The organism is Actinomadura litoris, assembly GCF_009733595.1.
Classification (GTDB): Bacteria; Actinomycetota; Actinomycetes; order Streptosporangiales; family Streptosporangiaceae; genus Spirillospora; species Spirillospora litoris.
In genome coordinates this window covers 127,810-152,612 of record NZ_WOFH01000015.1, presented here as the reverse complement: position 1 = coordinate 152,612, position 24,803 = coordinate 127,810, and the positions used below count along the sequence as shown (strand labels likewise).

The 24,803-nt window shown below is 68.7% G+C and carries 33 protein-coding genes and 1 pseudogene; 18 read left to right on the top strand and 16 right to left on the bottom strand.

Annotation, left to right across the window (positions count from 1 at the left end):
• Positions 1 to 34: 34 nt before the first annotated feature.
• Positions 35 to 295 (bottom strand): hypothetical protein, encoded by a 261-nt coding sequence (locus tag GNZ18_RS34380; RefSeq protein ID WP_156220814.1) that lies wholly within the window; start codon positions 293 to 295, stop codon positions 35 to 37.
• A gap of 401 nt (positions 296 to 696) precedes the next feature.
• Between GNZ18_RS34380 and GNZ18_RS34375 the strand changes: the two genes are divergently transcribed.
• The 3 genes from GNZ18_RS34375 (at position 697) to GNZ18_RS34370 (ending at position 2,636) form a co-directional block, all read left to right on the top strand.
• Positions 697 to 1,104 (top strand): RICIN domain-containing protein, encoded by a 408-nt coding sequence (locus GNZ18_RS34375; RefSeq protein WP_173390977.1) that lies wholly within the window; start codon positions 697 to 699, stop codon positions 1,102 to 1,104.
• Positions 1,105 to 1,235: 131 nt separating this feature from the next.
• On the top strand, positions 1,236 to 1,967 hold the full coding sequence (locus GNZ18_RS44140) for a tetratricopeptide repeat protein (RefSeq protein WP_376766294.1): 732 nt from the start codon (positions 1,236 to 1,238) through the stop codon (positions 1,965 to 1,967).
• Positions 1,968 to 2,108: 141 nt separating this feature from the next.
• Positions 2,109 to 2,636, top strand: a complete 528-nt coding sequence (locus tag GNZ18_RS34370) for a DUF4240 domain-containing protein (protein WP_156220812.1) — start codon at positions 2,109 to 2,111, stop codon at positions 2,634 to 2,636.
• Positions 2,637 to 2,678: 42 nt separating this feature from the next.
• Here the strand turns inward: GNZ18_RS34370 and GNZ18_RS44135 are convergent, their stop codons facing one another.
• Positions 2,679 to 3,089 (bottom strand): transposase family protein, encoded by a 411-nt coding sequence (locus GNZ18_RS44135; RefSeq protein ID WP_156220811.1) that lies wholly within the window; start codon positions 3,087 to 3,089, stop codon positions 2,679 to 2,681.
• Between the two features lie 27 nt (positions 3,090 to 3,116).
• Here GNZ18_RS44135 and GNZ18_RS34360 point away from each other — a divergent pair, with 27 nt between their 5' ends.
• The gene (locus GNZ18_RS34360) at positions 3,117 to 3,335 is read left to right on the top strand and encodes a hypothetical protein (protein ID WP_156220810.1); all 219 of its coding nucleotides are present in this window, start codon (positions 3,117 to 3,119) and stop codon (positions 3,333 to 3,335) included.
• Between the two features lie 338 nt (positions 3,336 to 3,673).
• Here the strand turns inward: GNZ18_RS34360 and GNZ18_RS34355 are convergent, their stop codons facing one another.
• The 5 genes from GNZ18_RS34355 to GNZ18_RS34340 all read right to left on the bottom strand — a co-directional run bounded on the left by GNZ18_RS34355 (position 3,674) and on the right by GNZ18_RS34340 (position 6,122).
• On the bottom strand, positions 3,674 to 4,261 hold the full coding sequence (locus GNZ18_RS34355; RefSeq protein WP_156220809.1) for a pentapeptide repeat-containing protein: 588 nt from the start codon (positions 4,259 to 4,261) through the stop codon (positions 3,674 to 3,676).
• Positions 4,262 to 4,859: 598 nt separating this feature from the next.
• The gene (locus GNZ18_RS34350) at positions 4,860 to 5,048 is read right to left on the bottom strand and encodes a hypothetical protein (protein WP_156220808.1); all 189 of its coding nucleotides are present in this window, start codon (positions 5,046 to 5,048) and stop codon (positions 4,860 to 4,862) included.
• Between the two features lie 376 nt (positions 5,049 to 5,424).
• Positions 5,425 to 5,547: a hypothetical protein gene (locus tag GNZ18_RS43425; protein WP_281378214.1), complete on the bottom strand. Its 123-nt coding sequence runs from the start codon at positions 5,545 to 5,547 to the stop codon at positions 5,425 to 5,427.
• Between the two features lie 3 nt (positions 5,548 to 5,550).
• Positions 5,551 to 5,814 carry a hypothetical protein gene (locus GNZ18_RS34345; protein ID WP_156220807.1) on the bottom strand — a complete coding sequence of 88 codons (264 nt, stop codon included), beginning with the start codon at positions 5,812 to 5,814 and terminating at the stop codon, positions 5,551 to 5,553.
• A gap of 53 nt (positions 5,815 to 5,867) precedes the next feature.
• Entirely contained in the window at positions 5,868 to 6,122 is a 255-nt protein-coding gene (locus tag GNZ18_RS34340) for a hypothetical protein (RefSeq protein WP_156220806.1), read from the bottom strand.
• Between the two features lie 421 nt (positions 6,123 to 6,543).
• On the opposite strand from GNZ18_RS34340, the gene GNZ18_RS34335 reads away from it, so the two are divergent.
• Positions 6,544 to 6,801 carry a hypothetical protein gene (locus GNZ18_RS34335; protein WP_156220805.1) on the top strand — a complete coding sequence of 86 codons (258 nt, stop codon included), beginning with the start codon at positions 6,544 to 6,546 and terminating at the stop codon, positions 6,799 to 6,801.
• Positions 6,802 to 7,062: 261 nt separating this feature from the next.
• Here the strand turns inward: GNZ18_RS34335 and GNZ18_RS34330 are convergent, their stop codons facing one another.
• Positions 7,063 to 7,599: a hypothetical protein gene (locus tag GNZ18_RS34330; RefSeq protein ID WP_156220804.1), complete on the bottom strand. Its 537-nt coding sequence runs from the start codon at positions 7,597 to 7,599 to the stop codon at positions 7,063 to 7,065.
• A 469-nt stretch (positions 7,600 to 8,068) separates the two neighbouring features.
• Between GNZ18_RS34330 and GNZ18_RS41555 the strand changes: the two genes are divergently transcribed.
• The 6 genes from GNZ18_RS41555 (at position 8,069) to GNZ18_RS43420 (ending at position 13,122) form a co-directional block, all read left to right on the top strand.
• Positions 8,069 to 8,305, top strand: a complete 237-nt coding sequence (locus tag GNZ18_RS41555; protein ID WP_216651536.1) for a hypothetical protein — start codon at positions 8,069 to 8,071, stop codon at positions 8,303 to 8,305.
• Positions 8,306 to 8,392: 87 nt separating this feature from the next.
• Positions 8,393 to 8,725: a hypothetical protein gene (locus GNZ18_RS41550; RefSeq protein WP_216651535.1), complete on the top strand. Its 333-nt coding sequence runs from the start codon at positions 8,393 to 8,395 to the stop codon at positions 8,723 to 8,725.
• 627 nt (positions 8,726 to 9,352) lie between these two features.
• Entirely contained in the window at positions 9,353 to 9,718 is a 366-nt protein-coding gene (locus tag GNZ18_RS34320; RefSeq protein WP_156220803.1) for an SH3 domain-containing protein, read from the top strand.
• A 464-nt stretch (positions 9,719 to 10,182) separates the two neighbouring features.
• Positions 10,183 to 12,159, top strand: coding sequence for an NACHT domain-containing protein (locus GNZ18_RS34315; RefSeq protein WP_156220802.1), 1,977 nt, complete (start codon positions 10,183 to 10,185; stop codon positions 12,157 to 12,159).
• Complete coding sequence (locus tag GNZ18_RS34310) at positions 12,129 to 12,500, top strand: hypothetical protein (protein ID WP_156220801.1); 372 nt, start codon at positions 12,129 to 12,131, stop codon at positions 12,498 to 12,500. The genes GNZ18_RS34315 and GNZ18_RS34310 overlap by 31 nt, the downstream gene beginning before the upstream one ends.
• A gap of 493 nt (positions 12,501 to 12,993) precedes the next feature.
• The gene (locus GNZ18_RS43420; protein ID WP_281378213.1) at positions 12,994 to 13,122 is read left to right on the top strand and encodes a hypothetical protein; all 129 of its coding nucleotides are present in this window, start codon (positions 12,994 to 12,996) and stop codon (positions 13,120 to 13,122) included.
• A gap of 63 nt (positions 13,123 to 13,185) precedes the next feature.
• Here GNZ18_RS43420 and GNZ18_RS34305 read toward each other — a convergent pair whose 3' ends face one another.
• Positions 13,186 to 13,743: a cysteine hydrolase family protein gene (locus GNZ18_RS34305; protein ID WP_156220800.1), complete on the bottom strand. Its 558-nt coding sequence runs from the start codon at positions 13,741 to 13,743 to the stop codon at positions 13,186 to 13,188.
• 77 nt (positions 13,744 to 13,820) lie between these two features.
• Between GNZ18_RS34305 and GNZ18_RS44220 the strand changes: the two are divergent.
• A pseudogene (locus GNZ18_RS44220) lies at positions 13,821 to 13,907 on the top strand (hypothetical protein); the annotation flags it as partial.
• Between the two features lie 683 nt (positions 13,908 to 14,590).
• Positions 14,591 to 15,268: a tetratricopeptide repeat-containing protein gene (locus GNZ18_RS41015; protein WP_246251043.1), complete on the top strand. Its 678-nt coding sequence runs from the start codon at positions 14,591 to 14,593 to the stop codon at positions 15,266 to 15,268.
• A 415-nt stretch (positions 15,269 to 15,683) separates the two neighbouring features.
• Here GNZ18_RS41015 and GNZ18_RS34295 read toward each other — a convergent pair whose 3' ends face one another.
• Complete coding sequence (locus tag GNZ18_RS34295; RefSeq protein WP_216651534.1) at positions 15,684 to 16,871, bottom strand: MFS transporter; 1,188 nt, start codon at positions 16,869 to 16,871, stop codon at positions 15,684 to 15,686.
• 125 nt (positions 16,872 to 16,996) lie between these two features.
• Here GNZ18_RS34295 and GNZ18_RS34290 point away from each other — a divergent pair, with 125 nt between their 5' ends.
• Positions 16,997 to 17,347, top strand: coding sequence for an ArsR/SmtB family transcription factor (locus GNZ18_RS34290; protein ID WP_156220798.1), 351 nt, complete (start codon positions 16,997 to 16,999; stop codon positions 17,345 to 17,347).
• An 812-nt stretch (positions 17,348 to 18,159) separates the two neighbouring features.
• Here the strand turns inward: GNZ18_RS34290 and GNZ18_RS34285 are convergent.
• From GNZ18_RS34285 to GNZ18_RS43410, 4 genes are all read right to left on the bottom strand, one after another.
• Positions 18,160 to 18,834 carry a DUF6766 family protein gene (locus GNZ18_RS34285; protein WP_156220797.1) on the bottom strand — a complete coding sequence of 225 codons (675 nt, stop codon included), beginning with the start codon at positions 18,832 to 18,834 and terminating at the stop codon, positions 18,160 to 18,162.
• 88 nt (positions 18,835 to 18,922) lie between these two features.
• Complete coding sequence (locus tag GNZ18_RS34280) at positions 18,923 to 19,336, bottom strand: hypothetical protein (protein WP_156220796.1); 414 nt, start codon at positions 19,334 to 19,336, stop codon at positions 18,923 to 18,925.
• Positions 19,337 to 19,440: 104 nt separating this feature from the next.
• Positions 19,441 to 20,802, bottom strand: coding sequence for a condensation domain-containing protein (locus GNZ18_RS34275; RefSeq protein WP_156220795.1), 1,362 nt, complete (start codon positions 20,800 to 20,802; stop codon positions 19,441 to 19,443).
• Between the two features lie 6 nt (positions 20,803 to 20,808).
• Complete coding sequence (locus GNZ18_RS43410) at positions 20,809 to 20,940, bottom strand: acyl carrier protein (protein ID WP_281378212.1); 132 nt, start codon at positions 20,938 to 20,940, stop codon at positions 20,809 to 20,811.
• Positions 20,941 to 20,975: 35 nt separating this feature from the next.
• On the opposite strand from GNZ18_RS43410, the gene GNZ18_RS34270 reads away from it, so the two are divergent.
• Positions 20,976 to 21,407 carry an FAD-dependent oxidoreductase gene (locus GNZ18_RS34270; protein ID WP_156220794.1) on the top strand — a complete coding sequence of 144 codons (432 nt, stop codon included), beginning with the start codon at positions 20,976 to 20,978 and terminating at the stop codon, positions 21,405 to 21,407.
• Positions 21,408 to 21,435: 28 nt separating this feature from the next.
• On the opposite strand, the gene GNZ18_RS41010 is transcribed toward GNZ18_RS34270, so the two are convergent.
• Together GNZ18_RS41010 and yczE are read right to left on the bottom strand one after the other, a co-directional pair.
• Entirely contained in the window at positions 21,436 to 22,323 is an 888-nt protein-coding gene (locus GNZ18_RS41010; protein ID WP_173390974.1) for an LLM class flavin-dependent oxidoreductase, read from the bottom strand.
• The gene (gene yczE, locus GNZ18_RS41005) at positions 22,308 to 22,901 is read right to left on the bottom strand and encodes a membrane protein YczE (protein WP_173390973.1); all 594 of its coding nucleotides are present in this window, start codon (positions 22,899 to 22,901) and stop codon (positions 22,308 to 22,310) included. The genes GNZ18_RS41010 and yczE overlap by 16 nt, the downstream gene beginning before the upstream one ends.
• A gap of 51 nt (positions 22,902 to 22,952) precedes the next feature.
• Between yczE and GNZ18_RS34260 the strand changes: the two genes are divergently transcribed.
• The 3 genes from GNZ18_RS34260 to GNZ18_RS34250 all read left to right on the top strand — a co-directional run bounded on the left by GNZ18_RS34260 (position 22,953) and on the right by GNZ18_RS34250 (position 24,598).
• Complete coding sequence (locus tag GNZ18_RS34260) at positions 22,953 to 23,420, top strand: MarR family winged helix-turn-helix transcriptional regulator (protein ID WP_156220793.1); 468 nt, start codon at positions 22,953 to 22,955, stop codon at positions 23,418 to 23,420.
• Between the two features lie 51 nt (positions 23,421 to 23,471).
• On the top strand, positions 23,472 to 23,690 hold the full coding sequence (locus GNZ18_RS34255) for a hypothetical protein (protein ID WP_156220792.1): 219 nt from the start codon (positions 23,472 to 23,474) through the stop codon (positions 23,688 to 23,690).
• Between the two features lie 374 nt (positions 23,691 to 24,064).
• Complete coding sequence (locus GNZ18_RS34250; protein WP_156220791.1) at positions 24,065 to 24,598, top strand: P-loop nucleotide/nucleoside kinase family protein; 534 nt, start codon at positions 24,065 to 24,067, stop codon at positions 24,596 to 24,598.
• The last annotated feature ends 205 nt before the right edge of the window (positions 24,599 to 24,803 follow it).

Below are 24,803 nucleotides of genomic sequence, written 5' to 3'. Positions count from 1 at the left end.
TCCTCACCCTCGACCACGCTGTCGAGGGTGGGGATCACTCGCCCGCGGCCCGGCGCTTGCGGCGGCGCTCGGTCAGCTCGTCGATCTCGTCGCCCTCCTCACCGGATGGGGCGAGTTCCCGCAGGTCAGCCAGGTACTGGCGGAGCTGGCCGTGCAGCAGCGACGCAGCCGACGGGCTGACCTTCGGGCCGTCCAAGCGGCGGGCGGTGTCCAGCGCGGCGGCCGGCGCCGTGTCGGCGATCTCCGGGCCCCACCGTTCAAGAGCGGCGCGCAGAGCCGTCTCAAGATCACTCATCTCGCGATCAGCCATGGCACCTCGCTGTTCGGGGCGAGCCGATTTACTCACTCCGGCGAGCCAATTTTCCTCACATAGACGAAAGATTGGTATCCGTCAATGGTGACGCTTGAAGCATCTAAGACCAACACAGGTCAACGTTGTGCGCAGGGCAAGAAGAGATTTTGGGCATCCTTACCAGTGACCAACCCACTTTGCGGGAGAGAGTAACAGGAATGTGGAAGCGGAAAAGAGCGAGATGTATCGCGGCAGGTTCGATGGCTGGAGTCGCGGTCATGGGGATGCTTACGTGCACTGCCACGTCCGCGCATGCGGCGGATCTTGGCTTCGGAATTAAAAGCCTGTGGCGTCCATACAAGGTCCTGGACGTAGCGAACTTTTCGACCGGCGACAGAGGCCGAGTGCACCTGTGGGAGTGGAGAAACTTCTCGCCTGAAACGTACGTGTGGAACCAGAGGTGGTCGCGCGAGTTAATGGGTCACAGTGCCAGCGGTAATCCTGTCTACAGATTTATTAACGCGCACTCTGGAAAGTGCCTCGACAAATCCGAGGACAGTCCCAACGGCAACGGCAACCTGGTCTACCAGTTCGAGTGCAACTACCACTTCAACCAGCTATGGGAGGCAATTCCTAGCGGCGACTACGGGTATTGGCAACTCAAGAACTTCGCTGGCGGCCGCTGCCTCGACATCGAGGGGCCCAGAGAGGACAACGGCACCACGATCCATGTCTGGGACTGCTACTCGATCGACGGCAAACCGGCACCGAACCAAGTCTGGAATATAACTGCGACTGTCCCGGGAAGGTAGTGATTTCTTCGGGCCCGCGCACCAGCACGTGAGGGTGGGCCCGAAAGGCTTCTGGAGTATCACAGCGAGTGGCATTGCGCAGAGTAATGACGATCACGACGGATGATTGAGCCTGTCCATCACTCTGTGTTATGTGTCACGGAGTGACATCCTGGGTGATCTTGACCAGAGAGAGAAAAGGGAGGGCTGGCTGTGGGAGTGCCGCCTCGACTACGCCAACCTCACCGGCCTGCACGCCACCGGCTCGGTCGCCTTCCTGGACTGCACGCTCCGCGAAAGCGCCATCGAGGGCCCCGGGTGCACACCCACTCTTCGGACGGGCCAGAACGTCGAAAGCGCGGCCTTGGCCATTCTGGCGCGCATTACAGCAGGTACAGCGGCTGGACGAGGCCATCGCCGCGTGCACTGACGCGATCGCCGTCTCCCGCGAAATCGGCGAGCGCCATTTCGAAGGCGAGGCGTTGACCCATCTGGGAATCGTGCTATGGCAGGCACGGCGGTGGGAGGAGGCGGCAGCGGCAGGCAGAGCGACTCTCGGCATCCTCGCCGACATCGGCGAGGGGGACAGCGAGGCCACCGCACGCCGCGCCCTTGAGGAGACCCTTCGGGCCGGCCGCCGAAACCGACCTCTGGCACGAGCCGCCCCTGCGAGGCGGACCGTAGGAACCTCTGCTGCTCACGACACCCCGGCTGGCACGGCGCGCAAGGGGCCTGCGAAGGATCGCGCAGGCAGCCGCCGAACGTGGCGATCCCCAGCCAATACAGCTCGCGGTAGGTCCTCACCGCCTTCAGCAGCCCGCCGACCAGGGGCAGCGACCTGCTGGCGGTACTGCGCGGCGCGGGCACGGCGGGTGAGCAACTGAGTCATAGTGGCCAGGCCCCCACCGGCCCGAAGGCCGCCTCGGACGCTGGTCCGGTCTAAAGTCCGTTCTCGAACTCTCTGTTCCGTTCCGGGCGCCGTGAAGGCTTGCCTTGGGCGTGGCGAGCCTGGGACGCTGCGCGCCATGAATCGTGATCAGTTCTGGAGCCTCATCGCTGAGGCACGGGTGGGCCTAGCGGAGCCGAGTGCAGACAACGTTGCCGAGAGTGCGTCGGCCGTCCTTGTCCGGCGGCCTGCTGCGGAGATCGTGCGGGCGGCGCAGCCGTTGTGGGAGCTGATGGCCGAGTCCTATCGGGCTGAGCTGTGGGCGGCTGCCTATCTGATCAACGGAGGGGCCTCCGACGACGGCTTTGAATATTTCCGCGGCTGGTTGATCAGCCAGGGGCGGGAGGTCTTCGACCAGGCCGTCGCCGACCCGGACGCCCTGGCTGGCATGCCCGCGGTGATGGCGGCCGCCGAGAAGGGCGAGGACCTGGATGGAGAGCCCGTGCTGGGCATTGCCTGGAACGCCTATCGGCAGAAGACCGGCGAGCAACTCCCCGCCGAAGCGTTCACGATCAACTATCCTCCTATCACCTTCGGTTGGGATTTCGAGGACACCGAGGAGATGCGCCGCCACCTGCCCCGGCTATCGCATCTCTACCTCGAATGACAAGGATCGGGCTCGGGCCCGGCTGTCGTCTGGCTCTCACCCTCAGTGCCCGTTCCTTGATATGAGGGCGATGCCGCGAGTCGCGTGGTGGACGCCGCTGCATTTGCGGCGGCAGTTGCGCAGGAGGGCCCAGCTGTTCATGTGCGCGAACGCGTGCTCGACCCGGGCGCGGACGTGCTTGTGAACGGTATTGATCTGCTGCTTCCACGAGGGCAGCTCGCTGCCGTCGCGGAGTTTTCGGTACGGCATGATCACGCCTGGGTTGCCCTGGCAACCGCCGTCGGCCATGACGTGCGCACCCTCCCGCACGCCCGGTCGACGCCCGAGTCGCCGAAGGCGGTGCAGAGGACCTGCGGCAGGGCACCCGCGCGGCGCGCTACACCATCGCCCAGGCGGTGACCGACGTCCGCACCGTGCTGGACCAGCGCGGCCGAGGGCCCTCGACGAACACATCTGGGCCGCACGGCGGTCGGGATCGAGTTGGAGTCACGCTGGGCCACCTTGGCCCGCGCCAAACTCGACCACGCCCAAGAGCACGGCGCCACCGGTACCGGCGCGGTCATCAGCGGCGACGCGCGCCACGCTCACGTCTTCGACCCGCCTCCGCGTCCTGCCACCCTCCGTACGATGTCCCCGCAGCTGAAGAACCTGGCCAGACTGCTCCATCTGGACGACTGGGCCCAAGAGCACCTTCCCTGACCCCTGCCGCCCACGCCGGGACACTCAGCACAGACAGCGATGCCGGTGAGCTGAGGCTCACGTAGGCAAGCGCTCAGGCGTCCGCCCGACCCGCCGGTCGACCGCAGGGTCAACGACCAGAGCGAACCGGTCGATCAATGGGTGGGTCGAGCCGGCCGCACAGCCAGGTGATGATGTCGCACTGGTCGTGGCGCGTGGCGGTTGGTCCCCTTCGGCCGCCGGTTCTGGCGCCGCCGAGGATGCCACGCCTTTCACGGCCGCCACGGCGGCTCTTATCCGCCGCGAGGGCCGCCGATCGAGGTGAGTTGGTGCGATGGGCGGTCGCGGTGACCTCGACATCAGGGTTCAACCTTGATGTCGAGGTCGGCCAGGAACGCCTCGGTGAGTTGGGGGATCTGGGAGCCCTCGATGATCGCTCCGGCCAGGCAGGCGGCCCCGGCGAGGCCGGTGAGGCCGCTGCCGCGCAGATCGGCTCCGCGCATCGTGGTACGGGCGAGCTGGGTTTGGGGCATGGGGCAGTCGGCGAACACCGCGCCGTCCAGGCGGGAGTCTTCGATGGTGGCTTCGCGGAGCGTGCAGTCCAGGAAGGCGAGGGAGCCGGTGGCGTGCAGGCCGGTGAGGCGGGTGCCGCTGAAGGCGCACCGGTCGAGTTTGAGGTTGGTCCAGCGGGCCGAGGCCAAGTCGCAGTCGGTGAAGCGGGTGTTGGTGACCCGGGCGTCCTCCAGATGCGCCTGGGCCAGGCTCACGTTGGTGAGGTGGCAGCCGGAGATTCGGCGTTCGGTGGCCTGCAGGCGGGACCAGTCGGCGCCGTGGACATGCAGGTCGGTGATGTCGCCCCGGGCGGGCGGCTGGTCGCCCCGGGTGCGTTGGCCAGGGTCGTCGGAGGGCAGCAGGATCGTGGCGTGGCGGATCTGCCGGACGTCCATACCGAACCCTTCAGGGATGGGCCGGGGCGCACCCCTCCGCCCGAGGAGCGGCCCGGGGTGCGCCCGGCGGGTTGTGGCCTACCCCTTGGCTACCTCTTGGTCCAGTTGTCCCAGGTGGGCCGGTTGTCCCAGCTCGCTGGGAGGTCTGGGCCGGTGGCGGTCACCTGGGCGAGGAACTCCTCTACCGTAGTGTCGGTGGTGGTCTCCACCATTTCGAGGACGGGCATCGTGTCTACTCCTTGATGGTGGTGGCGAACGCTGTGACGCCCGGCTCGCCGGTCGCAGGGCGGGACCGTGGCGCGACCGGCCGCGGCGGTGCCCCCACCCCCCCGCCCGGGCCGCAGCCGACCTCCTCGCCGGCCTCAACCCCGGTCGAGAGGCGACCACCGGTTGTCATGGTGTTGGCCGTCCTCAACTTCCGCGCTCCCCGTGACCTGGCTCGACATCGAGTCTGCGGATAACCGATGATCGAACACGTGTTCGGTATGTCCTGAAGCAGGGCAGCGTACGGGCCCGCCGCTACCCCTTGCGCGGCGGGCCCTCGCCATGTCCAGGCGACACCCGGGGCCCGGCCCGAGCCGAACCCCTGCATCCAGGCCTACACGATCAGGACGACGACCAGCAGCGCGCCGACAGCACACGCCGCGCCGATCGCCGTCGCGAGCTTGGGGTCCCGATAGGCCGCGAATGCGACCACGATCAAGATGAACATGATCAACAAGGTTGAGTTGTTGATCGGCAGCTGTTCGGGCGGCTGTGCACCGCCCACGACCGGACGTGCGCTCATGGGAGAACCCGACTTCTGTGGAAGGGACTCGGTTCGGCTTGAGGTGGCTCCCTGCCGGCGCCGGGAGTCGCCTCCATTTCCGGACTCAGTTTCCTGGAATAGAGGACGTGCGTCGTCTTCCGCGTCGACCTTTGGATTTTGGCAAGCCCGATCCAAGTGCGAAACTTCGGCGCTTTGTGCCCTACGACACAGACCGGAGCCTGCAGCCGGGGCAATATGCGGAGCGCGCCGCAGGACTGGGTGTCCCGGCCTGCGCAGTAAGTGAATACTTACCGAGGTCAAAGTGAAGTTGATCTTCGGTAAAGGTGGCGGGCATAGTTCTGTGGCCACGTCCGGCCATGGCTGAAGACAGCAGCGTCGGGAGGTGCCCCGATGGCTACCGACGCATGGTCTGACCGCAGGAGCGCACGATGTCGCCGTCGAGGTCGCGGCGGGCCGGGAACTCCCGGGCGGCCCGCCCGAGCGTGACCGCCCGGATCGGGACGATCTGCGCGGTCACAGGTCAGTGAAGGATGCTGGAACTGGCGGAGGCGTCCGCGGCGTAGGGGGCGACGCCGGACCGGCGGACGAAGGTGTGGTGGACCAGCATGCTGAGACTGCCGCCCTTGGTCCGCTTGGCGAACCACTTCAGCGCCTCGACCCACTCGGCTGCGGCCGGGTCGACATCGCCGGCATGAGCCGCGGCGTACCTCTCGGCCCAGCCGCAGACCTGCGCGCGGGCGTCGGCGCCGGGCCCGTCGTCGAGGGTCTCGATGAGCAGCCGCATGATCGCGCGGCCTCGCAGCGCAGAGGTGGGGGCTTTCGCTCCGACCGCTCGGATCAGTGGAGATCCTTTCCTCCGGTGATGATCGTGAAGATCAGTCCGGCGGCGGCGAGACCGGAGCCAACTGCTATCCCGATCTGCGGAATTTGCAGGACCAGCACCATCACGCCCAGCCCGCCGCTGGTGCAGCTACCAGCCAGCAAGGCCTTGCAAGGAATGAACCTCCCGTCCGGGGGCTCGGGCGGGGGTGCGTGGTCGGGCGGTGCGGCGTTCGGGGTGCCGGAGATCGAGTCATTCTGAAAGGGATTCATCGCTGTCTCCTCGTGCGTTTATCTAAAGGAGGTGGCGTCCGCGCCTCGGCGTGGTCGGCCGCGCCGAGCGCCGCCCGGAGGGCGGGCGGGTCGGCTGGGACCTCGGCGTACTCGCCCATCGGAGTTCCGGATCAGGTGGAGAGGACCAGAACGAGGGCGGAGCCGTCCAACATCGACAAGCCGAGGAGCGGCATGGCGAAATCACTCATAGGAGCAATACGACCAAAAATGGTCGGTGCTCCACAAGGGAAACCCGCCACCGGGGCACAGAGATTCCGGCGAATCCGAACGAGGAACTACTGAGGCGGCTTCGGGCCGAGGGTTCTCCTCGTACCGGCACGTGGAGCGGGCAGGGGGCCCTCGCCGTCCGGCTTACCGAAGTCGGAGCCGAAGGCGGAGGTGACCAGCCAGGGAACAACTCGTGGCGGCGGACCGCCTGGCCTATCCGGTGGTGCAGCCGGGTCAGCTCGTCGTCGGCCTGCAGTCGGGTGCTGGCTTCCAGTGCGCACGCACAGAACCGGTTCGCCTTTGTCGGGAGCGTTGGTCCACCCCGGCGCGTGCGGCACGGAACTGGGTTGCCGTGCTGATGTGCGCGGCGGTGCCCGGGGTGCTGATGGCCAAGGCTCTGCCGTGCTGCAGAGCCAAGGCCTGCTGCATGTGGGTGATGTCGGTGTTGTAGCGGTCGATCTCCCTGGGCAGATACCAGCGGTCCTGGGCGTCGGCAGAGAAGCGCGGGCGGGGCGCGGGTGATTCTCTCCCGCCTGTGCGCTCATTCAGGGGGGCCGCCGATTGTCGAGCCAGGTCCAACGCCTGCTCCTAACCGCACAGGCCTGGTCCGCAGCGGCCGCTCTCGCCAGCCGGGTCACGGTTGCTCCGGGTCTTCCCTGTTTCTCGGTCGCGACGGTCGCATGGCGCATCCGTCCTTTTCGCGTCCTGCTTGTCAGGACCGGCGAAAGTCGGCCTCAATGCAGGTACGCGCATAGCGGCTGCGCACTTGTAGGATTTTCGCATGGCGTGTTCGCTTCGGCCATATTTGAATCAAGTAGCTGTCGATGACGTCACCCCCAAAGCCGTCCGCTTCGGCTTCGTCCATGTTCTTGGCATGGTAGCGGATGCGGTAATGGCCGGGGCCGTCGGGGAGGGGAGGGAGGATCTTGAGGTATCCGAGTCCCCAATGGCTGTGCAGAGCGATGACTCCGTCACGTGATTCGAAGGGAAGTTCGACAACATCTTCGTATTCGTGCAGTCGTGCGCCCGGGTCGGAGGAGGACATCTCCACGGCGAGACGGACGGTGCCGTCATTCCTCCCGGTGACAAAGTTTGCGCGTTGTGCGGCGGACTCGGCGATTCCGATTCTGACGGTCCCTTCCTTGCCTGCCAGGATGGGGTTGCATCCCTCTTCGATCAGGAAGAACGCGTGGTAGTTGACTCCCACTTCAAGCGTAATCGCTTCCAGCATTTCGAAGTCCTTGGTCAAGGCTCGGCTTCCGCGGCCCGTGTCGGGCCGCAGAAGCCAAGGTCATGCTCCTGTGGCGAGGCGCCGTAGCGTAGAGATCATCTCAGGGGCAAGATGCAATCACTGGAAGTTGGGCACGTGCCCGCCTCGTTTCCGAGATCTCCGGTGCCCTTGTGTAGTTGCCGGCAAGCCGCAGTCGAGCTCCAGTCTCGCCGCCGGTACCTCGCCTGAGCCTGGTGTTCGTGCGGGTCGGTGGCGAAGGGCGGCCCGTTGCCCGTCCTGGGAGCAGAGCAGGGCGGCCGCCATTGACTGCTTGCGGCGGGGTTCGCCGTCAAGCGGCGAACTGCGAGCCGGACGCAGGAGGACTCCTGGGTGCACCTCACGCCGATCTCACCGGACGGTGGGACGATCACCGCCACCGGAAGGCAACGTAGCCCGACCAGCACGCTCGGGGGTGCGGCGGTGGGTGAGGAGCGTGACGGGGGCGTCCATGGCAGTGGTGAGGGCACGGGTGGGGCTGGCGGTCGCTAACGGGCTGTACGGGTATTGGCCGCACGCCCCCTACGACCGCATCGTCGCCGCCTGCTCGGTCCGGACCGTTCCGGAGGCGTGGCTTGCGCAGACCGGGCCGGGCGGGAAGATCCTCACCCCCTTGGCGGGGTGGCTGTACGGCTACGCCCGCGTCCTGCTCACCACCACCGGCACCGCCGAAGGGCCCGCGCTGTAGGAACGACCCGCACCCGGCAACCCCGCCGACTGGAACGCCCTCACCGCCGACGCCCCAGATCGCCCCGCCCGCCACAGCCCCGGCCGCATGGACGAGGCGACCGACGAGGGCTTCTTCGCACGCTTCCTGGCCCAACTCGCCGCCCCGAACACCCAGCAGCTCACCGACCCCGACGGCAACACCGTGCATTTGGTTGACGTCACCACCGGGTCGTCCGTCACCCTCACCCCCGACAGCGCTCCTGGCGGCACTTCGGGCGGGCCGTCGGAAGGGCGGGGCTGGCGCGTCCGCCAAGCCGGACCGCTGCGGTTGTGGGAGGGCCTCGTGTCTTCCCTCCGGGTCCTCAACCTCCTGGGCCGCTCGGCGAGACCGGTGATGAGGAATTCGCCGGTCGACTCGTCGACGTGGCAGCCGCGATGAGCCGCGAATACGGTGCCCGCCATGACACCTTGGCCTGAGCTGACCTTCCGACGCCTGGAACCAGCGCGGACACGCGCCATCGATGGCCTGGTCGAGTCTCTACTTCGACGCCTACGCCGCGGAGACCGCCTCGGGGGATGAGGTCGACTCCGTTGAGCAGTTCATGCGGCGATTCGACGCCGGCACCCGCTCGGGCCGCAGGGTCGACCTGGTGGTCGCCTGCCGCCCCGGCGGGGCGGCGGTCGGGCAGAGCTCCAGAAGTCGCCGCCGACCGGGGCCCGGTGGAACACCTCGACGATGGAACGGACGGCTCCGCGGGCGGCTTGGTCGCCGTGCTGCGGCCATCATCCCGGCGTCGCTGGGATCTGTGGCATTGATGGCGATTTGACGCCCCTGGCATTCGCATTCACGACGAATGTCCCCCCGAGGCGCCGCACGAACCAAGGCCGCCACCCCCTTTGGGCGTTATGCGCCTTTGATCGCCCGGGGCTCCTTGCCGTCGCCTTGACTGTCGCCGATTCCGCCCGGCGCAATCGCCACGAAAGAGGGAAAGCCTTGGCGAACGCTTTGCCCTCTCGCCGCGACTCACCTTAGAAGGGACACCACCATTCGCCAGGAGGAGAATCCATGAAACAGCACCACATAGTCGCGGCGGTGATCGCGTCCGGGATCGTCGGCGTCGGAGCGATCAGCGTGCCCGCCGCGTCGGCCACGGAGCGGCCGGCGGCCGCGCAGCACGCCGCGGGCATCCAGGCCGCCCACGCGATGGAGAAGGTGATCTCGCGGGGGCGGCTGGCGGTCTACAAACGCCCCACGACCAAGTCCGGGATCGCCGGGTGGCTGAAGTCGGGCCAGATCATCAGCATCAGGTGCTGGGATGAGGGCGGGCGGGTCCACGGAAACCGGCGGTGGTACCGCATCGCCAAACCATCCGGGTGGGTGTCGGCCTACTACATCAGGGCCACCCGGGGCCGCCCCGCCAAGCACTGCTGAGCCTCGCCGCGCGACGAGCGGCGCGGCACGTTCGCCGGCGCGGGCGGGCCGGGCCCCGAGACCTTCCGTATGCGCATCGACCACGGGCGCCAGACCATTGCCCACCCGGACCTACCGGGGTTGCGTTCACGCTCGGGTGGCTATCACCGGCCCGCGGGGCGCCGCCCGGCCCGGCCGCAGACCGGCCGTTCAAGTGGAGGTCGTCGGAGCCTGCGGAGGCGCCCTGGTGCTGGAGATCGGCACGAGACACCGGTCCCTCCGCCGTGCTGGTGGTCGGCGACTTGGCCCTGAGATGGGCGGCCCGATGTCGCGGACCGCGCCGCTTTCTCGCCCTCGGCCACGACATCAAGTCGTTATTGTGACCGTGAGAAGCCGGAACGTTGGTTCGCGTTGCTGACGGTCAAATGAACTTCGGCGGCGGGCGGCCAAGATCGGGTGACCGGCGGCCACGGAAATGATGATTGATGATCGGGCTGCGGCCCGGTCGGCTGAGGCCGTTTGTGGACGTGGTGCCCGTGGTCGCGGGCGAGGAGCCCAGGATGGCGGGCATGCGCAATGGCAGGGCCTGGTGGCCGTGGCTGGTTCTCCTGGCGGCGGTGGCGGGGGTGCTGGTTCTGGCAGCGGTGACGTTCGCTCCGTTGACCGGCAGGGACGGGTTGCAGGTCTCGGCGAACCGCGCGCAGCTCACCGGAGGGTTCGTGCTGGCCGCCGCGGTGCCGCTGATCTCGGTATGGTGGTGGGCCCGGCGGCGTACCCGCGAGCTGGCCGCGCGGGCCGTCCCCGCCCCCGACGCGCTGATGAGCGCCAAGGAGCTGCTGGCCGAGCTGGTGGCCGAGCAATGGAAGGACGAGGCGCGGCTGCGATCGTTGGACGATCCTGATCCGATCCCGGTGCGCTGGCGCGCGCCCGCGTCCAGCGAGCACACCCCGGCGATCATGGACCATCCCGCCCTCATCGACCCCACCGCCGCGAGTACGCCCGGGGGCGGGTTGTGGTGGACGGCCTCCAGCGCCGACATCGCCGCGCTCACCACCCGGTTCCGGCGAACCCGGCGGCGGCGCCTGGTCATCCTGGGCGGCCCGGGGGCGGGCAAGACCACCCTGGCGGTGCAGTTGCTGCTGCACCTGCTGGCCACCCGCCCGCAGCACCCCGGCGAACCGGTTCCCGTCCTACTCCCGATCGCCGGCTGGGACACCGAACGGCACCCCCGCCTGCACGACTGGCTCACCGAACGGCTCCTGGCCGACTATCCCGCGCTGCGCGCACCCGGACTCGGCGAGGAGGTGGTGCGGGCACTGGCCGCCCGCGGCCATCTGCTGCCCGTCCTGGACGGCATGGACGAACTCCCTTTACCCGCCCAGGCCGCCGTCATCGGCGCGCTGAACCGGTCGCTGGGCGGCGAGGACCAGCTCATCCTCACCAGCCGCACCGCCGAGTTCACCCAGGCGGTCACCCAGGCCGGAGACGTGATCACCTCTGCGGCCGTGCTGGAGCCCCGCCCACTCGACCCCGCGGCCGCCGCCGAGCACCTGGAAACCTGCCTGCCCCCCGCACCCGGCCCGACCTGGCAGCACACCCTGACCGCGCTGCGCCACGCGCCGCCGCCCGGCCAGCGTCCCCCCGGCCATCCGGCAGCGGCGCTGGCCGAGGTCACCCAGACCCCGCTGGGACTGTGGCTGCTGCGCGCCGTCTACCTCACCCCCCGCACCGACCCCAGCCCGCTCACCGACCCGGCCCGCTTCCCCACCGCCGACGCCCTGAAGGCCCACCTGCTCGACCAGCTCGTCCCCGCCCTCATCACCACCCGCCCACCCTCAGGCAACCCCGCCGACCCCTTCCGCCCCCGCCGCCGACACGACCCCGCAAAGGCCCGCCGCTGGCTGGGCTACCTGGCCCACCACCTCACCCACCAACCCGGCCCCGCGGGAACCGGCACCGGAACCCGCGACCTGGCCTGGTGGCGCCTGGCCGCCACCACCCCCACCACCCGAATCACCCTCGCCCTCCTGCCCACCGCGGGCGAACTCACGGTCGAGCTCGCGCTCGGGTCCCCGCTCGGGCTCGCATTCGGGCTCCCGTTCGGGCTCGTGCTAGGGCTCATGGGCGGGCTGTTCATCTTTGCCACCGCCCGGACCTGGGCACACGATCGACCGGGCTATGCCAACCTGCGCGTCCGGCAACGCACCACCGAACTCCTACGCGAACTCGCAGCCAGGCTCGTAGGCGGGCTCCTGCTCGGGCTCGTGCTAGGGCTCGCAGTCGGGCTTGCGGCCATGCTCGGGACTGACCTCGCCGGCGGGCTCGCGACCCCGGTCAAAGACGGGCTCGCCGGCGCGCTCGCGACCGTGCTCGCTGACGGGCTCACTCAGTGGGCACAGACACCTGCGCACACACGTCACGCCCAGACCCCATGGGCAACTGGCACGCCGACCGGACCCTGAACCTGTTCCGCGCCGCCAACAGCGGGCTCATGACCGGACTCGGGGTCGGGCTCACAGTCGGGCTCCTGTACGAGCCCGCGGCCGGACTCGGGTTCGGGTCTACGCTCGGGCTCCTAGCCGGCCTCGCGGTCGGGATCACCGATGGTGAGCACCGGGCGTGGCTGGCATACCTGGTCGCCACCTACCAGCTCGCACGGACCCGCCGCCTGCCACGCCGACTGATGCCCTTCCTGGACGACTGCCGCCGCCTCGGCCTGCTGCGCGCGGTCGGCCCGATCTACCAGTTCCGCCACGCCGAACTCCACGACCACCTCGCCGCCACCTATCCGTCCCCCGCCTAACTCGGCAGCGGTCCTGGCGCGGCTCGAACCGGCCCGGCCGCCACCGTGCCCGTGCTCACGCGCGTGGGCCATCAGGAGACGCTCGCAGCTCGGCGCGCGACCTGGAGCCGCCGGACGATCATGCGTTGCGGGTCCGTCCATCAGTAGGGAGGGGAGGCGAATAGAATGGAGGGCCTGTGACGGCACTGATTCAGAGCGCGATGATCAGCCTCAGCCTGCCCGCGGCGGCGGCGAGGACCATCCCCGCTCGGCTTTTGAGCCACATCAGGGCTGAGTGTCGGATCGTGGTGGCACCGTTGGCCGCGGAGAGTCGGATGGAGGCGCTCCGCCGCATGTGGATGTGAGGCCGTCCCGCCGCGAGCATCGCGTGGATGACGACGTGGCGGCGAGCTCCCGGGCGCGAGGTCAGGGTGCGTCCTGGCGAGGGGTGTTGGGACCAGGTGCTGGCGCTTCGGAAGAGGGCCGCCAAGTCGACTACCAGGAGGCCATGGTGATGATCGCGATCGAGGACCTGTGGGATGCGATCTTCATCGGCGGCTGGCTCACGCAGGGCGACGGCAGTACACCCCTGACCGGCAATGACCATGTCGAGTTCCTGACCGCCACCGCCGGAGGAGGCTGACCGCCATCCCGCAAGCCTGACCGCCGCCAATACTCGGACCGCCCGGTCCACGAACCGTGCCGTTCACTCTTCCCGTACCTCTTGCCAGTCGGCGCAGGTGATGACCTCGAACCCGCGACTGGGGAACACGGCGTCCATGAAGAAGTCGTGCATCACCGCGTCGCCATCGGCGCAGCCGTCGCGCAGGACGGTCACCCGGTAGCCGCGGTCCGCCGCGTCGTAGCACGTCGCGGCCACCATCGCGCTGGTCGCGACCCCGGCGACCAGGATCGTGTCGACGCCGCCGGCGCGGAGCACGAGGTCGAGGTCCGTGCCGGCGAACGCGCTGGCGCGGCGCTTGAGCACGACGACGTCTTCCTCGGTGACCGGCAGATCGATCTCCGCTCCGGCCGATCCCTCCAGGAAGGCGTCCCCGGCCTCGTAGAACGACCTGAACATGGCATTGCCCGGCGGGAGGTCGGCCCCGTTGGGGCGGAAGGCGAAGTGCACGAAGGCGACGAGCGCACCGGCCGCGCGAGCGCGCGGGAGCAGCTCCGTGAGCGGCGGTACGACCTGCCGGGCGAACGGGTAGCCGTTCGTGATGCCCCGCTGGACGTCTCCGATGATCAGTGCTGTGGTCATGACAGGCTCCCGGTGAGTCGTTCCATCCGCCGTCCCGTGGTCGGTAGGACGGTCATGCTGGCCACTATGATGATCGCGTGGTGGCGGCCCGCGCAGTGCGACGCCCCAGGCGGGACGCGGCGCTCCGCCGCGAGCTGGCGGTGAGCGAGAAGGACCGCACCGAGAACCTCATGATCGTCGACCTGGTCCGCAACGACTTGACCACCGTGTGCGCCGTGCGGTCGCGCGATGATCGCCGCGATCGCTGCGGCCTCACCGCAGGCGGTGGGCCAGGCGCGGTCAGCAGAGAGCGGGCGTGGTGGGGGAATGCGATCGGTTCGGGCCGGTCCGCCCGGAAGGCACTCCTTGGGCCTCTGCGTCCACACGCGGCCGCTCCCCGAGCCTGCTCAGGGGCGGTGTGGCCGGGGCCGGTCACCGTCTCGCTGATCCGCGCTGGCGGCGCGCGGGCGGGGTGGTGGTGTCCGTACTGTCGCGTCATGGCGGGTGAACGGCGGGGCGGGCACCGGGGTGGGCCGGGTTGGGTGGTGAGTTCGGTATCGGGGATGGTGGTGCAGGGCCGCGATATCATCGTGCAACTCCCGCCTCAGGTGCCTTCCGGGCTGAACGGCTGGCGTGCTTCTGCGCCGGAGTTCGTCGGCCGCGCCGACGCCTTGGCCGATCTGCTGGAGGTCCTCGCGCCCATCCCTACCGGCGGCGGGTCAGGCGGAGTGTCGGTGGCTGGCGCAGGTGCCGAGGCGCGGGTGACGCTGGTGGCCGCGGCGGTGGCGGGCTTGGGCGGGATCGGCAAGACCGAGCTGGCTGTGCAGGCGGACCACATCGCGGTGGGCAGGGGCTGGTTCGCCGGTGGGTGCTGCCGATCGACCTGCACGGCTACGCACCCGACACCACCCACCGGCTCACCGCCCAGCAGGCGATCGCGAACCTGCTGCGCGGGCCGGGCGTCCCCGATGAGGTGGTTCCGGCCGCCTTCGATGAGCGGGTGCGGATGTACCGAGCGGTCCTGACCGCCTACACCGCCGCGGGCGCTCCGGTCCTGCTGGTGCTGGACAACGCCTCGCCCCAGACCGACGTCCAAGCGCTGCTGCCCGGAGCGGGGCATGCGATCTTGACCTCCCGCCACACCCTCGGTGACCTGCCCGCCCTGCTCCTGGACTTGGAGGTCCTGTCCGACGCCGATACCGCCGAGCTGCTGGCTCGGTTGCTGGCGGCCAAACGCCCCCGCGACACCCGCGCCGCCGAGCACCCCGACCACGCCGCCGCTGCCTGCGCAGGTCTGCCCCTGGCGATCCACCTGGTCGCCGCGCTGCTGGCCACCCATCCGGGCATGCCGCTGGCGGTGATGGCCGAGCGGCTGCGCGACGAGGCCACCCGTTTGGAGCGCATCGACAACGATCGGCCGGGCCTGCGCACCGCCTTCACCCTGTCCTACCAGGCGCTTTCCGTCGACCAGCAGCGCATGTTCCGGCTGCTCACTTGCAACCCCGGTCCCCAGGTCTCCACCGCTGCGGCCACCACGACCGCGTGACTGCTAGAGCCCGAGGGCCACCGCCTGCTGGAACGGCTCGCCGAGGCGCACCTGATCGAACCCGGTGACCCCTACGGCTGGCGGCGCATGCACGATCTGGTCCGCCAGTACGCCACCATCATGGGCGAGTAGCACGCCGGTACCGACCACCGCGACGGGGCCCTGGACCGCCTGCTGACCTACCACTCCTTGACCTTGTACGCGGCGACCTCGCATCTGGCGTGGACCGCGGATCCGGCCGCGCGCGGGGCGGAAGCTGTGACCTTCAATGGTTGATGGCGTGGTGGTATCAGGGCGCCCTTTGTCGGGATCCCGGTGGTACTGACGAAATCTCGGTCGGATAAGGCCGCTACCTGCGGCGATGTGCCAGCTCGACCTCACTCTGCGACCAGCACCACCGGGTCGGGGTCGGGCGTTACGCCTGGGCCTTCTCCGGGGTGGAGGGGGTCGGCTGGGGTGCTGCGGGGGCACGGTGGCGTGTGGTTGTCAGATGGTAGAGCAGCGCCAGGATCGTGACGCCGGCGGCGGGCAGACCCAGCGCGGCGGGCACCATGGCAAACCACTCCTGGGCCAGTCCGCCCAAGCCACCGCCAAGGGCGATCCCGAGGTAGATGGCCGAGGAGTTGAGGCCGAGGAGAACCGGTGCCGCGGCCGGGCTGAGGGCGATGAGTCGGTGCTGTTGGGGAACGACGACGACGCCCAGGGCCGCGCCCCAGATCGCGGCCCATACCAGGGTGGACACGAGCGTGGCGGTCGCCACCGAAGTGAGGCCAAGGGCGATGGCGGCGACGATGAGGGGCCCGGTCAACACCTGTGCGGGGTCGTACCGGTCGACCAGTCGTCCGGCGATGATGTTTCCGACCAGGATGCCGATTCCCCAGGTCAGCAGGATGACGGTGAGCAGCGATTCGGAGCCGTCGGTCGCATCCTCCAGGGCCGGGCCGATGTAGGTGTAGAGGGTGTAGGCGCCGAGGAAGACCAGTGAGGTGACGGCCAGCAGCGCGAGGACCCGGCCCTGCTTGAGCGGGCGCAGCCGGTCGCCCAGTGTGGCGGCGGGGAGCGTCACCTTGGGCAGTCCTATGGCGATTCCGAGGAGCGCGGCGAGGCCGATCCCGGCGACGGCCCACAGGGTGATGTGCCAGTCGGTACGGCCGATCAGCATGCCGAGGGGGAGGCCCAACGCCGTCGCCAGCGTGAGGCCGCCCAACACGAAGGCCAGGGCCCTGCCGCGGCGTTCAGGGGGCGCGATGGCCCCCGCAGTGCTGGAGGCGGCGGAGTTGATCATCCCGGCCCCGACCGCGGTCACGACGCGAGCGATCATCACTACCTCGTAGCTGGTCCCCAGGGCGGTGGCAGCGTTGCCGACCACGAAGATGCTCAACGCGACCAGCAGCGCGGACCGCCTGTCCAGTCCACTGGTGAGCGCGCCCATGACGGGCGCCGACAGGGCCATCACCAAGGCGAACACCGTGACCAGTTGCCCGGCGGCGGGAGTGGAGACCTGCAGGTCGGTGGCGATGGCCGGGAGCAAACCGGCGATGACGTAGCTGTCGGTGCCGACGGCGAATGTCGCCAGGGCCAGCGGAAGTAGTCGTTTCAACACCGGGCGGTGCCGCCTTTCCAGAGGAACCTCAGAAGTACCGAGCGGAACCCTAGGCGATACATGGATACTTGTCCATATATCCATTAGTTGGTAGCGTGCGGGTGTGCGGAACCCAGGAGGCGGCGATGCGTGAGGTGTCACAGCCGGCGACCGAGGCCATCCGGCTGGTGGAGGTGCTGCGTGCTCTGGCCGATCCGGTGCGGCTGGACCTCGTCCTGCGGCTCGACCGGATGGGCGAGGACTTCTGCAACGCGATCGGCGCCGAAATCGACGTGCATCAGACGACGCTGTCGCACCACTACCGGGTGCTGCGCGAGGCCGGCGTGACGTGGACGAAGGTGCAGGGTCGATCTCGGCTGGTACGGCTGCGCCGAGAGGACCTCGACGCACTGTTCCCCGGCCTGCTCGACTCTGTACTGAGCGCTGGCCGCCGAGCACGCGATACCGCAACCACCAGCACCGTCCAGGCGCCGTAGACGTAGGCTCCCCGGCACTCGCTGTTGGGAGGCGTTCGGCCCGAGCAGCGAGCGGTTCGGGTCACGTCGAGTGATCAAGCACCCACTGACACCAGTCACGCCGTTGTCGCACCTTTCCTGAGGCACCACCGCAGGTCACGGCAATAAACGACGGCTATCGCCGGGCCCTCTGGTCAGCACGAGCGGAGCATGTCCTGCAGGGCGCTCTCCTCGGCCTGGTCGAGGTGCAGCCGGCGGTGCTTCACATCGCCCCAGGAGCGCGCGTAGACGCAGTGGAAGGAGACCAGCGATCGCTTCTACTGGGCCGGGCCTTGTCCTTCTTGGCTTGGTTGACGTGGTCGGTGACCGCCCACAGGAAGGTCCACAAACGGCTGGTCGGCGCGGATTCCTCGCCACCCGACCCAGCTGTCAGACCAGCCAGATCCTCAACAGGAACCGCACCGAGGTGTCGAAGATCACTGAGGCGGGGGAAGGGATATGGGCCCGCAGCAGCTCGCGCGCCGACGGTGTGGACTTGGAGGCGGTACCAGTCGGGCCTGCCGAGCGGCCCGCGAGACGAAGTGGGGGATCCCCTTGCGGAGCACCCGGGTGCCGGCCCTTGTGCTCTTCGACGCTGAGCGGATGACCCCGGGTTCCATGCGGTCGGTGTGGAGGTAGTCGACTTCGTGGCTGGTCAGCGCCTCGGTGAAGACGGTGAGGGTGCGGGTGCCGTCCAGGCGGGCGTGTCCGATCTTCAGGCGGCCGTGGGGGAGGAGTCCGCGCACGTCGAAGTGGCCGCCTGGTGGCCGATGCTTCGCGGCCACCTGCCGGGGTCAGCCTTCGATACCGGTGGCCTCGTGGGAGGTTCCGACGGGCTTGGACTCGGGTGAGCCGCGTTGGCGCAGGTAGATGCTGAAGGCGGCCATGGAGGCGACGGCCAGGAACTCCGACTGCCAGTTCTGCAAGGTCCGGTTCCAGAAGTCGGCAGAGGTCACGTAGCCCGTCCAGGAGACCGGGTCTTGGTAGTCGGCGAGCTGTTCGGCGTTGTAGGCGACGCGACCGGCGATCGATTGGGCCAGCCACGACGCCAGGAAGATCAGCCCCATCGCCAGGCCGAGGGAACGGGCGAAGACCGCGCCACGCAGTCCACCGATGGCCGCCCAGCGGGGCGAGCCGCCGGTGGCGTGACGGCCGACGTGCTGGTCCTGGTCGGACTCCTCGCCTGCCCTGCCGGGTGACTTGGACTCGGGTGAGCCGCGTTGGAGCAGCCAGACGGTCATGAAGATGTAGAGGAAGAACTGCAGGTACTCCGATTGCCAGTTCTCAGCGACGTCGACTCCGAACTGGGACGACGAGAGGTAGCGCAGCAGCGAGATCTCGGCCCCGGACTGGACGAGCGCCTGGTTGTTGTACTCGTGCCATCCTGACAGCGCCTGCCCGACGAGCGCGAGCAGCAGGATGCCCAGGAAGAACAGGGTGAGCGAGTTGTCGCGAACGAACCGGCGCATCGTCGTCACCGCCCCATCAGCCCGATGGCCATCACGTACGCCAGCCCGCTGACGATGATGAGCATGGTGAGAGCGAAGACGGCGCGCATCAGGCTTCCACCTCGCAGTCGTAGGGGCCCTTCGGCTGCGGCTCGCACCCGGCCGCGGTCACCTTCCAGCCGCCAGGAAAACGCGCCAGGAAAACGGTGTCGTCGCTCAGATGTGCCTGCGCCCGTTCGCCCCATACCTGAACACCCGTGATCGCCCCTGATCCCAGATCCAGGCCCGTGACCTGTGCGGCACACTGCTTTCCGCCCGATTCCAGGCTCTCGGCGGCGTCGGGTGCCAAGGCCCCGCACACGCCAGGTCCATCGTGTCGCTGAACCGCGCTGACGAAGGTCTGCACGGCCTGGCGTAGATCGCGGTTGTCACCGGTACGATCGCAGGCCCCGCAGACCATCACCGCAATCACCGCCACGGCGAGGACCCGTCGCACCGGTAGGTTGACAGCGAGAACAGCCATCTGAGCTGCCTACCCCATGATCGGCAGCTCATCCCGACGGCGGGACCACCGCGACCGCGGGCGAGCGGGTCTCAGTGACCGGTGGATCGGACGCATGAGGGCGGTCAAAGACGGCGCGGAAAGGGCGAGTCGGGGGCGGTCACGCCGCGTTCGAGCAGGTCGACGTAATACGCGGCGACGGAGGTGGTCGTGGAGTCGTCGAACGATGACGGCCGGTGGACGAAGGCCACCCGCAGGCCGCCGTTCTCGGTGACCAGGGTATTGACCATCAGTGTGCAGAGCGACAACTCGAAGGTCGCTGTGTCCTGGACGACGGGGTCCCACGGCGGCGGCACATTGGGTTGACGATCGGCGCCGGGCCGGCCGCCTCCGTGATTCACCAGCATCTCGAAGATCGGATCGTGCTCAGCGTTCGGGCCGACTTCGAGTGCGGCCGCCAGGTGTTCGAAGGGGACGTCCTGGTTGGCGTGCGCGCTCCCCCAGACGTCGCGGGTGCGCTGGACGAGTTCACAAAAACTGAGGGTGTTCGGTGAAAGGTCCACCCTCAGGGCGACGGTGTTGAGGAAGCAACCGACCACTTCTTGCAGGTCTGGTCGTGGACGGTCGGAGACGATCGCGCCGATGACGACGTCCGTTCGGTCCGTCATGGCGCCCAGTGCCGCGCACAGGGCCGCGGTGACGACGATGGCCGGACTCGCACGGGCTCGCCAGGCCATCCTCGTCAACGCCGCATTGGACTCGGCCGACAGTTCCACCGTCGTTTCCCGGCCCAGCGTTTCGTTCGCCGCCGGGTGCGACCGATCGGCGGGCGGGCCGGGGCGCCGGTACCCCGCCAGCGCCCGCTTCCAGTAGAGCGATCGCGGTCGCACGAGATCGCTTTCCAGGAGCCGCCGCTGCCACAGCGCGTAGTCCCCGTACTGGACCGCGAGGGCGGGCAGTCGCGGAGTCCGCTCGGCGCGCGCGGCGGCGTAGAGCTCGAAGAGGTCACGGGCGATCACGTCCATCGACCAGCGGTCGGTGATGATGTGGTGCAACACCAGCAGGACACCGGTGTCGTGATCGTCCAACTCGGCGATGACCACCCGCAGAAGCGGCGGAGCCGACAGGTCGAACGGCTCGGCCGTGGCCTGCCGAACGGCGTCCTCCGGGTGTGCGCCCGCCCGGATGACGGGAACGGTCGCGTCCTTGTCGACCCGCTGCGCGGGGGTGCCGTCGGGCCGCCGGACGAATCTCGTCCGCAGGATCTCGTGCCGCTGGACCAGACCGGCGAGCGCCGTGGAAAGCACCTGGTGGTCCACGGGCCCGGGAACCCGCCAACCTTCGGTCACGTGATCCTGGCGCTTACCGGTGGCATCGAACCGGTCATGCCACCACAGGCGCTCCTGCCCCGCCGACAGAGGGAACTCGGGGGGCCTGGGGGAGTGAACGATCGGATGGGGGTTCGCCGGGCGTTCGTGTTGGGGCATCGGGCGTCAGGCCGGTGAGCTGGTCTCGGCGAGGGCGTGCTCGACGGCTGCGGCGATGGTCTCGACACTGCGGAAGGTGGCCTCGTTGAGGTGGCTTTCGGGGAACTCGATGGCGAAGCCGTCCTCGATGGCCAGCATGAGACCGACAGAGCTCAGGGACAAAGCAAGTCGATGTGTTAATCATCGGCAATGGAACCCTGGGGATGTTTCTCGCCGCGGAACTCGCCGAACGCGAGATCGGCTCCGTCGCGGTCGTCGGACCGGCCGACCGGAGTGGCGGCGGGAGCCAGGCCGCCGGAGCCATGCTGGGTTGCTTTGGGGAAGTGACCTCGGAAACACTGCGGACCGCAGCCGGACGGGCCCGGTTCGAGATCGGGATCGCCGCACATGATCGCTGGCCAGAGGTACTGTGCAGGCTCGAAGAGTTCTCGCCGACGTCTCACGCCTTGCAGACGGCCACCGACACGCACGTCGTCCTCAACGCCATCGGCTCCGATCTCGATTCGATCAATTACGCCGCCATCATTGACGCCCTCGACGTCTACAAGAAGCCTTGGAAAGAGATCGAGCCCCATGACATACCGGGCTACAATTCCGGTAGTTGACAAGGAGTGCGGCCCGTCGCATGGACGGTTAGGCGAAGGGCCACGCGGACGCGGCGGTCTCCTGGCGCAGCGGGGGCAGGACCTCGTGCGCGAGCCGCTCGACCTGTTCGGCCATGCCGGGACCGGCGGGCATGAAGTTGAAGGCGTTGAAGCCGATCCCCACGAAGCCGAGGAGCCGCTCGATGACGGCGTCCGGTGGCCCGCTCACCAGGCCCGGATCGTCCTCGACCCGCTCGCTGATCCGGACGCCGACGTTGTAGGCGCGGGTGATGTCGGCCGGGTCGCGTCCGGCGTCCTCGGCGGCGGCCGCGATGCGCTCCAACATGACCCGTGCCCTCTCGGGCGGAGCGAAGCCCAGCGATGGGATCCAGCCGTCGGCGAGCCGTCCGGTGAGGTCGAGCGCGCGCGGGCCGAACGTGCCGAGCCAGATCGGGATGTCGCGCTCGGGCTTGGGTTCGAGGTCGGCGGCGTCGACGTGGTGGACGCGGCCGGCGTGGGTGAAGACCGGCTCGCTCCACAGGCCGCGGGCGATGCGGATCGCGTCCTCCAGGCCGTCGACCTTCTCCCGCGGCGTCGGGACGGGAATGCCGAAGGAGCGGAACTCCTCGTCGGAGTAGCCGCCGCCGAGCCCGAGGATCAGACGCCCGCCTGAGAGCCGGTCGAACGTCTCGGCCATCTTCGCGACCATGGCCGGGTTGCGGTACGGGACGCCGAGGACGCGGGTCGCGATCGTGATCGTGCTGGTCGTGGCGGCGATCCAGGACAGCATCGTCCAGGTCTCCATGGTCGGGTGCGCGGTGCACGGATGATCGGAGGCGGACACGAAGTCGAAGCCGAGCCGTTCGGCCTCGCGTGCGCGGGCGACGGGGTCGGCGCCGGGCGCCGCCGACGTGGAGACGTTCAGGCCGCAACGCATGGTCGTACCTCCAGCTTGGAAACGAAGAACTGCGCGATCGGGCCGATGCCGACCGCGTACAGGACGGTCCCGATCCCGACCGTCCCGCCGAGGAGCCAGCCGAGCAGGAGCGCGGCCGCCTCGATCGCGGTGCGCACGGCCCGGATGGAGTGGCCGCGCGCGGCGAGGCCGGTCATGAGGCCGTCGCGCGGTCCGGGACCGAACCCGGCGCCGATGTAGAGGCCGGTCGCCGCGCCGTTGCCGATGATCGCGACGGCCAGCAGCGAGATCTGCCAGCCGAGCCCGGACGGCTCGGCGACGACCGCCAGCGCCGCGTCGGCGGCGAGGCCGACGACGAGGACGTTGCTGACCGTGCCGAGGCCGGGCCGCTGGCGCAGCGGGACCCAGAGCAGCAGGACGGCGGCGGCGGTGAGGTTGACGATCCAGCCGAGCGGGAGCCCCGTCCGTGCGGCGAGGCCCTGGTGCAGGACGTCCCACGGGGCGAGCCCGAGGTCGGCGCGCACCATCAGCCCGATGCTGACGCCGAAGAGGGCGAGCCCGCCGTACAGGTGGCTCAACCTCCGCCATCTATTTGACATGTCAAGAAAGTTACGAGCCAAGTATGTGACATGTCAACTAGAGTGTCCGGCATGGACGAAACACGCTGGCTCAATTCCGACGAGGACCGCGCCTGGCGCGGCTACCGGCGCCTGTCGCTGCTGCTCGGTCGGCAACTCGCCCGGGACCTGGCCGCCGACTCCCAGCTCTCGGAGGCCGACTACGACGTCCTGTCCAACCTCGGCGAGACGCCGGGCGGGCGGATCAGGCTGACCGACCTGGCCGCGCACATGCGCTGGTCGCCGAGCCGCCTGTCGCACCAAGTGGCACGGATGCGGCAACGCGGCCTGGTCACCCGTGAAACCAGCCCGGACGACGGCCGCGGGTCGGTCATCGTCCTCAGCGACGAAGGACGGCGGACGATCGAGGCCGCCGCGCCGCGGCACGTCGAGTCCGTCCGCCGCCACTTCATCGACCTGCTGACGCCCGCGCAGGTCCAAGCCCTCGCCGCGCTGAGCGACACGGTCGTGGAGCATCTCGTCAAGGCCGAGTCCGAGTAGGCCCTCGCCGGCAGGGGGCGTGTTCTGGAAAAGGCGCTGAGGAGCGAGTTAGTGGTGGCCCCGCTGTGTAGCCGGGGCCTGTCGGTGCAGGCGCTGGACCGCAAGTACGGGGTGTATCGCCGGACGGTGCGTGAGGCGTCGGCGTGGTCGGGGCCGCATAAGAAGCCGCCTCTGCGGTCGTCGCGGTTGGATCCGTTCAAGCCGGTGATCGACCAGATTCTGCGGGCGGATCCGGATGCCCCGCGCAAGCAGCGGCATACGGTCCGGTAGATCTTCAACCGGCTGGTCGCCGAGCAGGTGATGGAGAGTGCCTCCCACCCCACCGTCTGCAACTAAGTCGCCTGGCGCCGTCGCAGATCATGGCGGAGGCGGGCCGAGGGCCGCCGCCCGAGGTGCTGATCAATCAGGTCCACCGGCCCGCTGTTGAGGCCGAGGTCGATTTGGTTCGAGTTCTGCTGTCAGGGCCTGGAAGCGTTCTATTGCCGACCGGGCAAGGACGGCGCTCACCGAGCCGACGCCGCACCGCCACGACCACCTCCATCGACGCCTGGAGCCGACCGGCATGGGCGCACGTACCCGGCCGGACAGCGGCTGACCGTTGACAGCTCGACCAGACCAACACCCAGACAGATAGCCTCCTTTACATGGCCGTGCCCGAGAACTCAGACGATCCCATCGGGTCGCTCCCGGCACCCAAACCCGGCGTCGTCGTCATGATGTGCGGTCTGGCCGGATCCGGGAAGACCACCTACGCGCGTCGCCTGGAAGCCCGCGGCTACATACGTTTGTCGGTCGATGAGATCATCTGGCGGCGCATCGGCCACGACGCCGCGCTACTCGACCCCACCGAGCACGAACAGCACCAGGCCACCGCCGACCAAGAGCTCCAGGAAGAACTCATCCGGCTCATGGCGGCCAGACAACCCGTCGTCCTGGACAAGAGCTTTTGGAACCGAGCCACCCGCGACCGCTACAAGGCCTTGATCGAAGGACACGGCAGCACCTGGATCCTGGTCTATCTCAAGGCCGACCCCGACACACTCCGACGGCGCCTGGCCATTCGCAACGCCCAAGACGGCCCGAGCAGCGTCACCGTTTCCCCCGAGCTCCTCGACCGCTACCTCATGAGCTTCGAAGAACCTCGCGACGAAGGCGAACACACCATCCTTCAATCCTGAAGACGCCCCACTATGCGAGCTGAAACACCGAGCCAACCGACCCGCCGGTCAACACGCGAGATCGAGTCGATCTCTACGGCAGGGCCAGTTCACGTACAACCTCGCTAAGTGGGGTCAACTCACACCCGTATCCGGAGCCAGCGTTCGTTCGCCGAATCATCCCCCCTCGCCCACCTCCGCCATCTACTCGTCGGTGTCGATGCCC

Coding starts and splice junctions, on each gene's coding strand:
- GNZ18_RS34380 (WP_156220814.1), bottom strand. CDS start 295: ATGAGTGATCTTGAGACGGCTCTGCGCGCCGCTCTTGAACGGTGGGGC.
- GNZ18_RS44140 (WP_376766294.1), top strand. CDS start 1,236: ATGTGTCACGGAGTGACATCCTGGGTGATCTTGACCAGAGAGAGAAAA.
- GNZ18_RS34370 (WP_156220812.1), top strand. CDS start 2,109: ATGAATCGTGATCAGTTCTGGAGCCTCATCGCTGAGGCACGGGTGGGC.
- GNZ18_RS44135 (WP_156220811.1), bottom strand. CDS start 3,089: ATGTGTTCGTCGAGGGCCCTCGGCCGCGCTGGTCCAGCACGGTGCGGA.
- GNZ18_RS34355 (WP_156220809.1), bottom strand. CDS start 4,261: ATGGACGTCCGGCAGATCCGCCACGCCACGATCCTGCTGCCCTCCGAC.
- GNZ18_RS34350 (WP_156220808.1), bottom strand. CDS start 5,048: ATGAGCGCACGTCCGGTCGTGGGCGGTGCACAGCCGCCCGAACAGCTG.
- GNZ18_RS34345 (WP_156220807.1), bottom strand. CDS start 5,814: ATGCGGCTGCTCATCGAGACCCTCGACGACGGGCCCGGCGCCGACGCC.
- GNZ18_RS34340 (WP_156220806.1), bottom strand. CDS start 6,122: ATGAATCCCTTTCAGAATGACTCGATCTCCGGCACCCCGAACGCCGCA.
- GNZ18_RS41555 (WP_216651536.1), top strand. CDS start 8,069: ATGGCAGTGGTGAGGGCACGGGTGGGGCTGGCGGTCGCTAACGGGCTG.
- GNZ18_RS41550 (WP_216651535.1), top strand. CDS start 8,393: ATGGACGAGGCGACCGACGAGGGCTTCTTCGCACGCTTCCTGGCCCAA.
- GNZ18_RS34320 (WP_156220803.1), top strand. CDS start 9,353: ATGAAACAGCACCACATAGTCGCGGCGGTGATCGCGTCCGGGATCGTC.
- GNZ18_RS34315 (WP_156220802.1), top strand. CDS start 10,183: ATGATCGGGCTGCGGCCCGGTCGGCTGAGGCCGTTTGTGGACGTGGTG.
- GNZ18_RS34310 (WP_156220801.1), top strand. CDS start 12,129: ATGGGCAACTGGCACGCCGACCGGACCCTGAACCTGTTCCGCGCCGCC.
- GNZ18_RS43420 (WP_281378213.1), top strand. CDS start 12,994: ATGATCGCGATCGAGGACCTGTGGGATGCGATCTTCATCGGCGGCTGG.
- GNZ18_RS34305 (WP_156220800.1), bottom strand. CDS start 13,743: ATGACCACAGCACTGATCATCGGAGACGTCCAGCGGGGCATCACGAAC.
- GNZ18_RS34290 (WP_156220798.1), top strand. CDS start 16,997: ATGCGTGAGGTGTCACAGCCGGCGACCGAGGCCATCCGGCTGGTGGAG.
- GNZ18_RS34285 (WP_156220797.1), bottom strand. CDS start 18,834: ATGCGCCGGTTCGTTCGCGACAACTCGCTCACCCTGTTCTTCCTGGGC.
- GNZ18_RS34280 (WP_156220796.1), bottom strand. CDS start 19,336: ATGGCTGTTCTCGCTGTCAACCTACCGGTGCGACGGGTCCTCGCCGTG.
- GNZ18_RS34275 (WP_156220795.1), bottom strand. CDS start 20,802: ATGCCCCAACACGAACGCCCGGCGAACCCCCATCCGATCGTTCACTCC.
- GNZ18_RS43410 (WP_281378212.1), bottom strand. CDS start 20,940: ATGCTGGCCATCGAGGACGGCTTCGCCATCGAGTTCCCCGAAAGCCAC.
- GNZ18_RS41010 (WP_173390974.1), bottom strand. CDS start 22,323: ATGCGTTGCGGCCTGAACGTCTCCACGTCGGCGGCGCCCGGCGCCGAC.
- yczE (WP_173390973.1), bottom strand. CDS start 22,901: ATGTCAAATAGATGGCGGAGGTTGAGCCACCTGTACGGCGGGCTCGCC.
- GNZ18_RS34260 (WP_156220793.1), top strand. CDS start 22,953: ATGGACGAAACACGCTGGCTCAATTCCGACGAGGACCGCGCCTGGCGC.
- GNZ18_RS34250 (WP_156220791.1), top strand. CDS start 24,065: ATGGCCGTGCCCGAGAACTCAGACGATCCCATCGGGTCGCTCCCGGCA.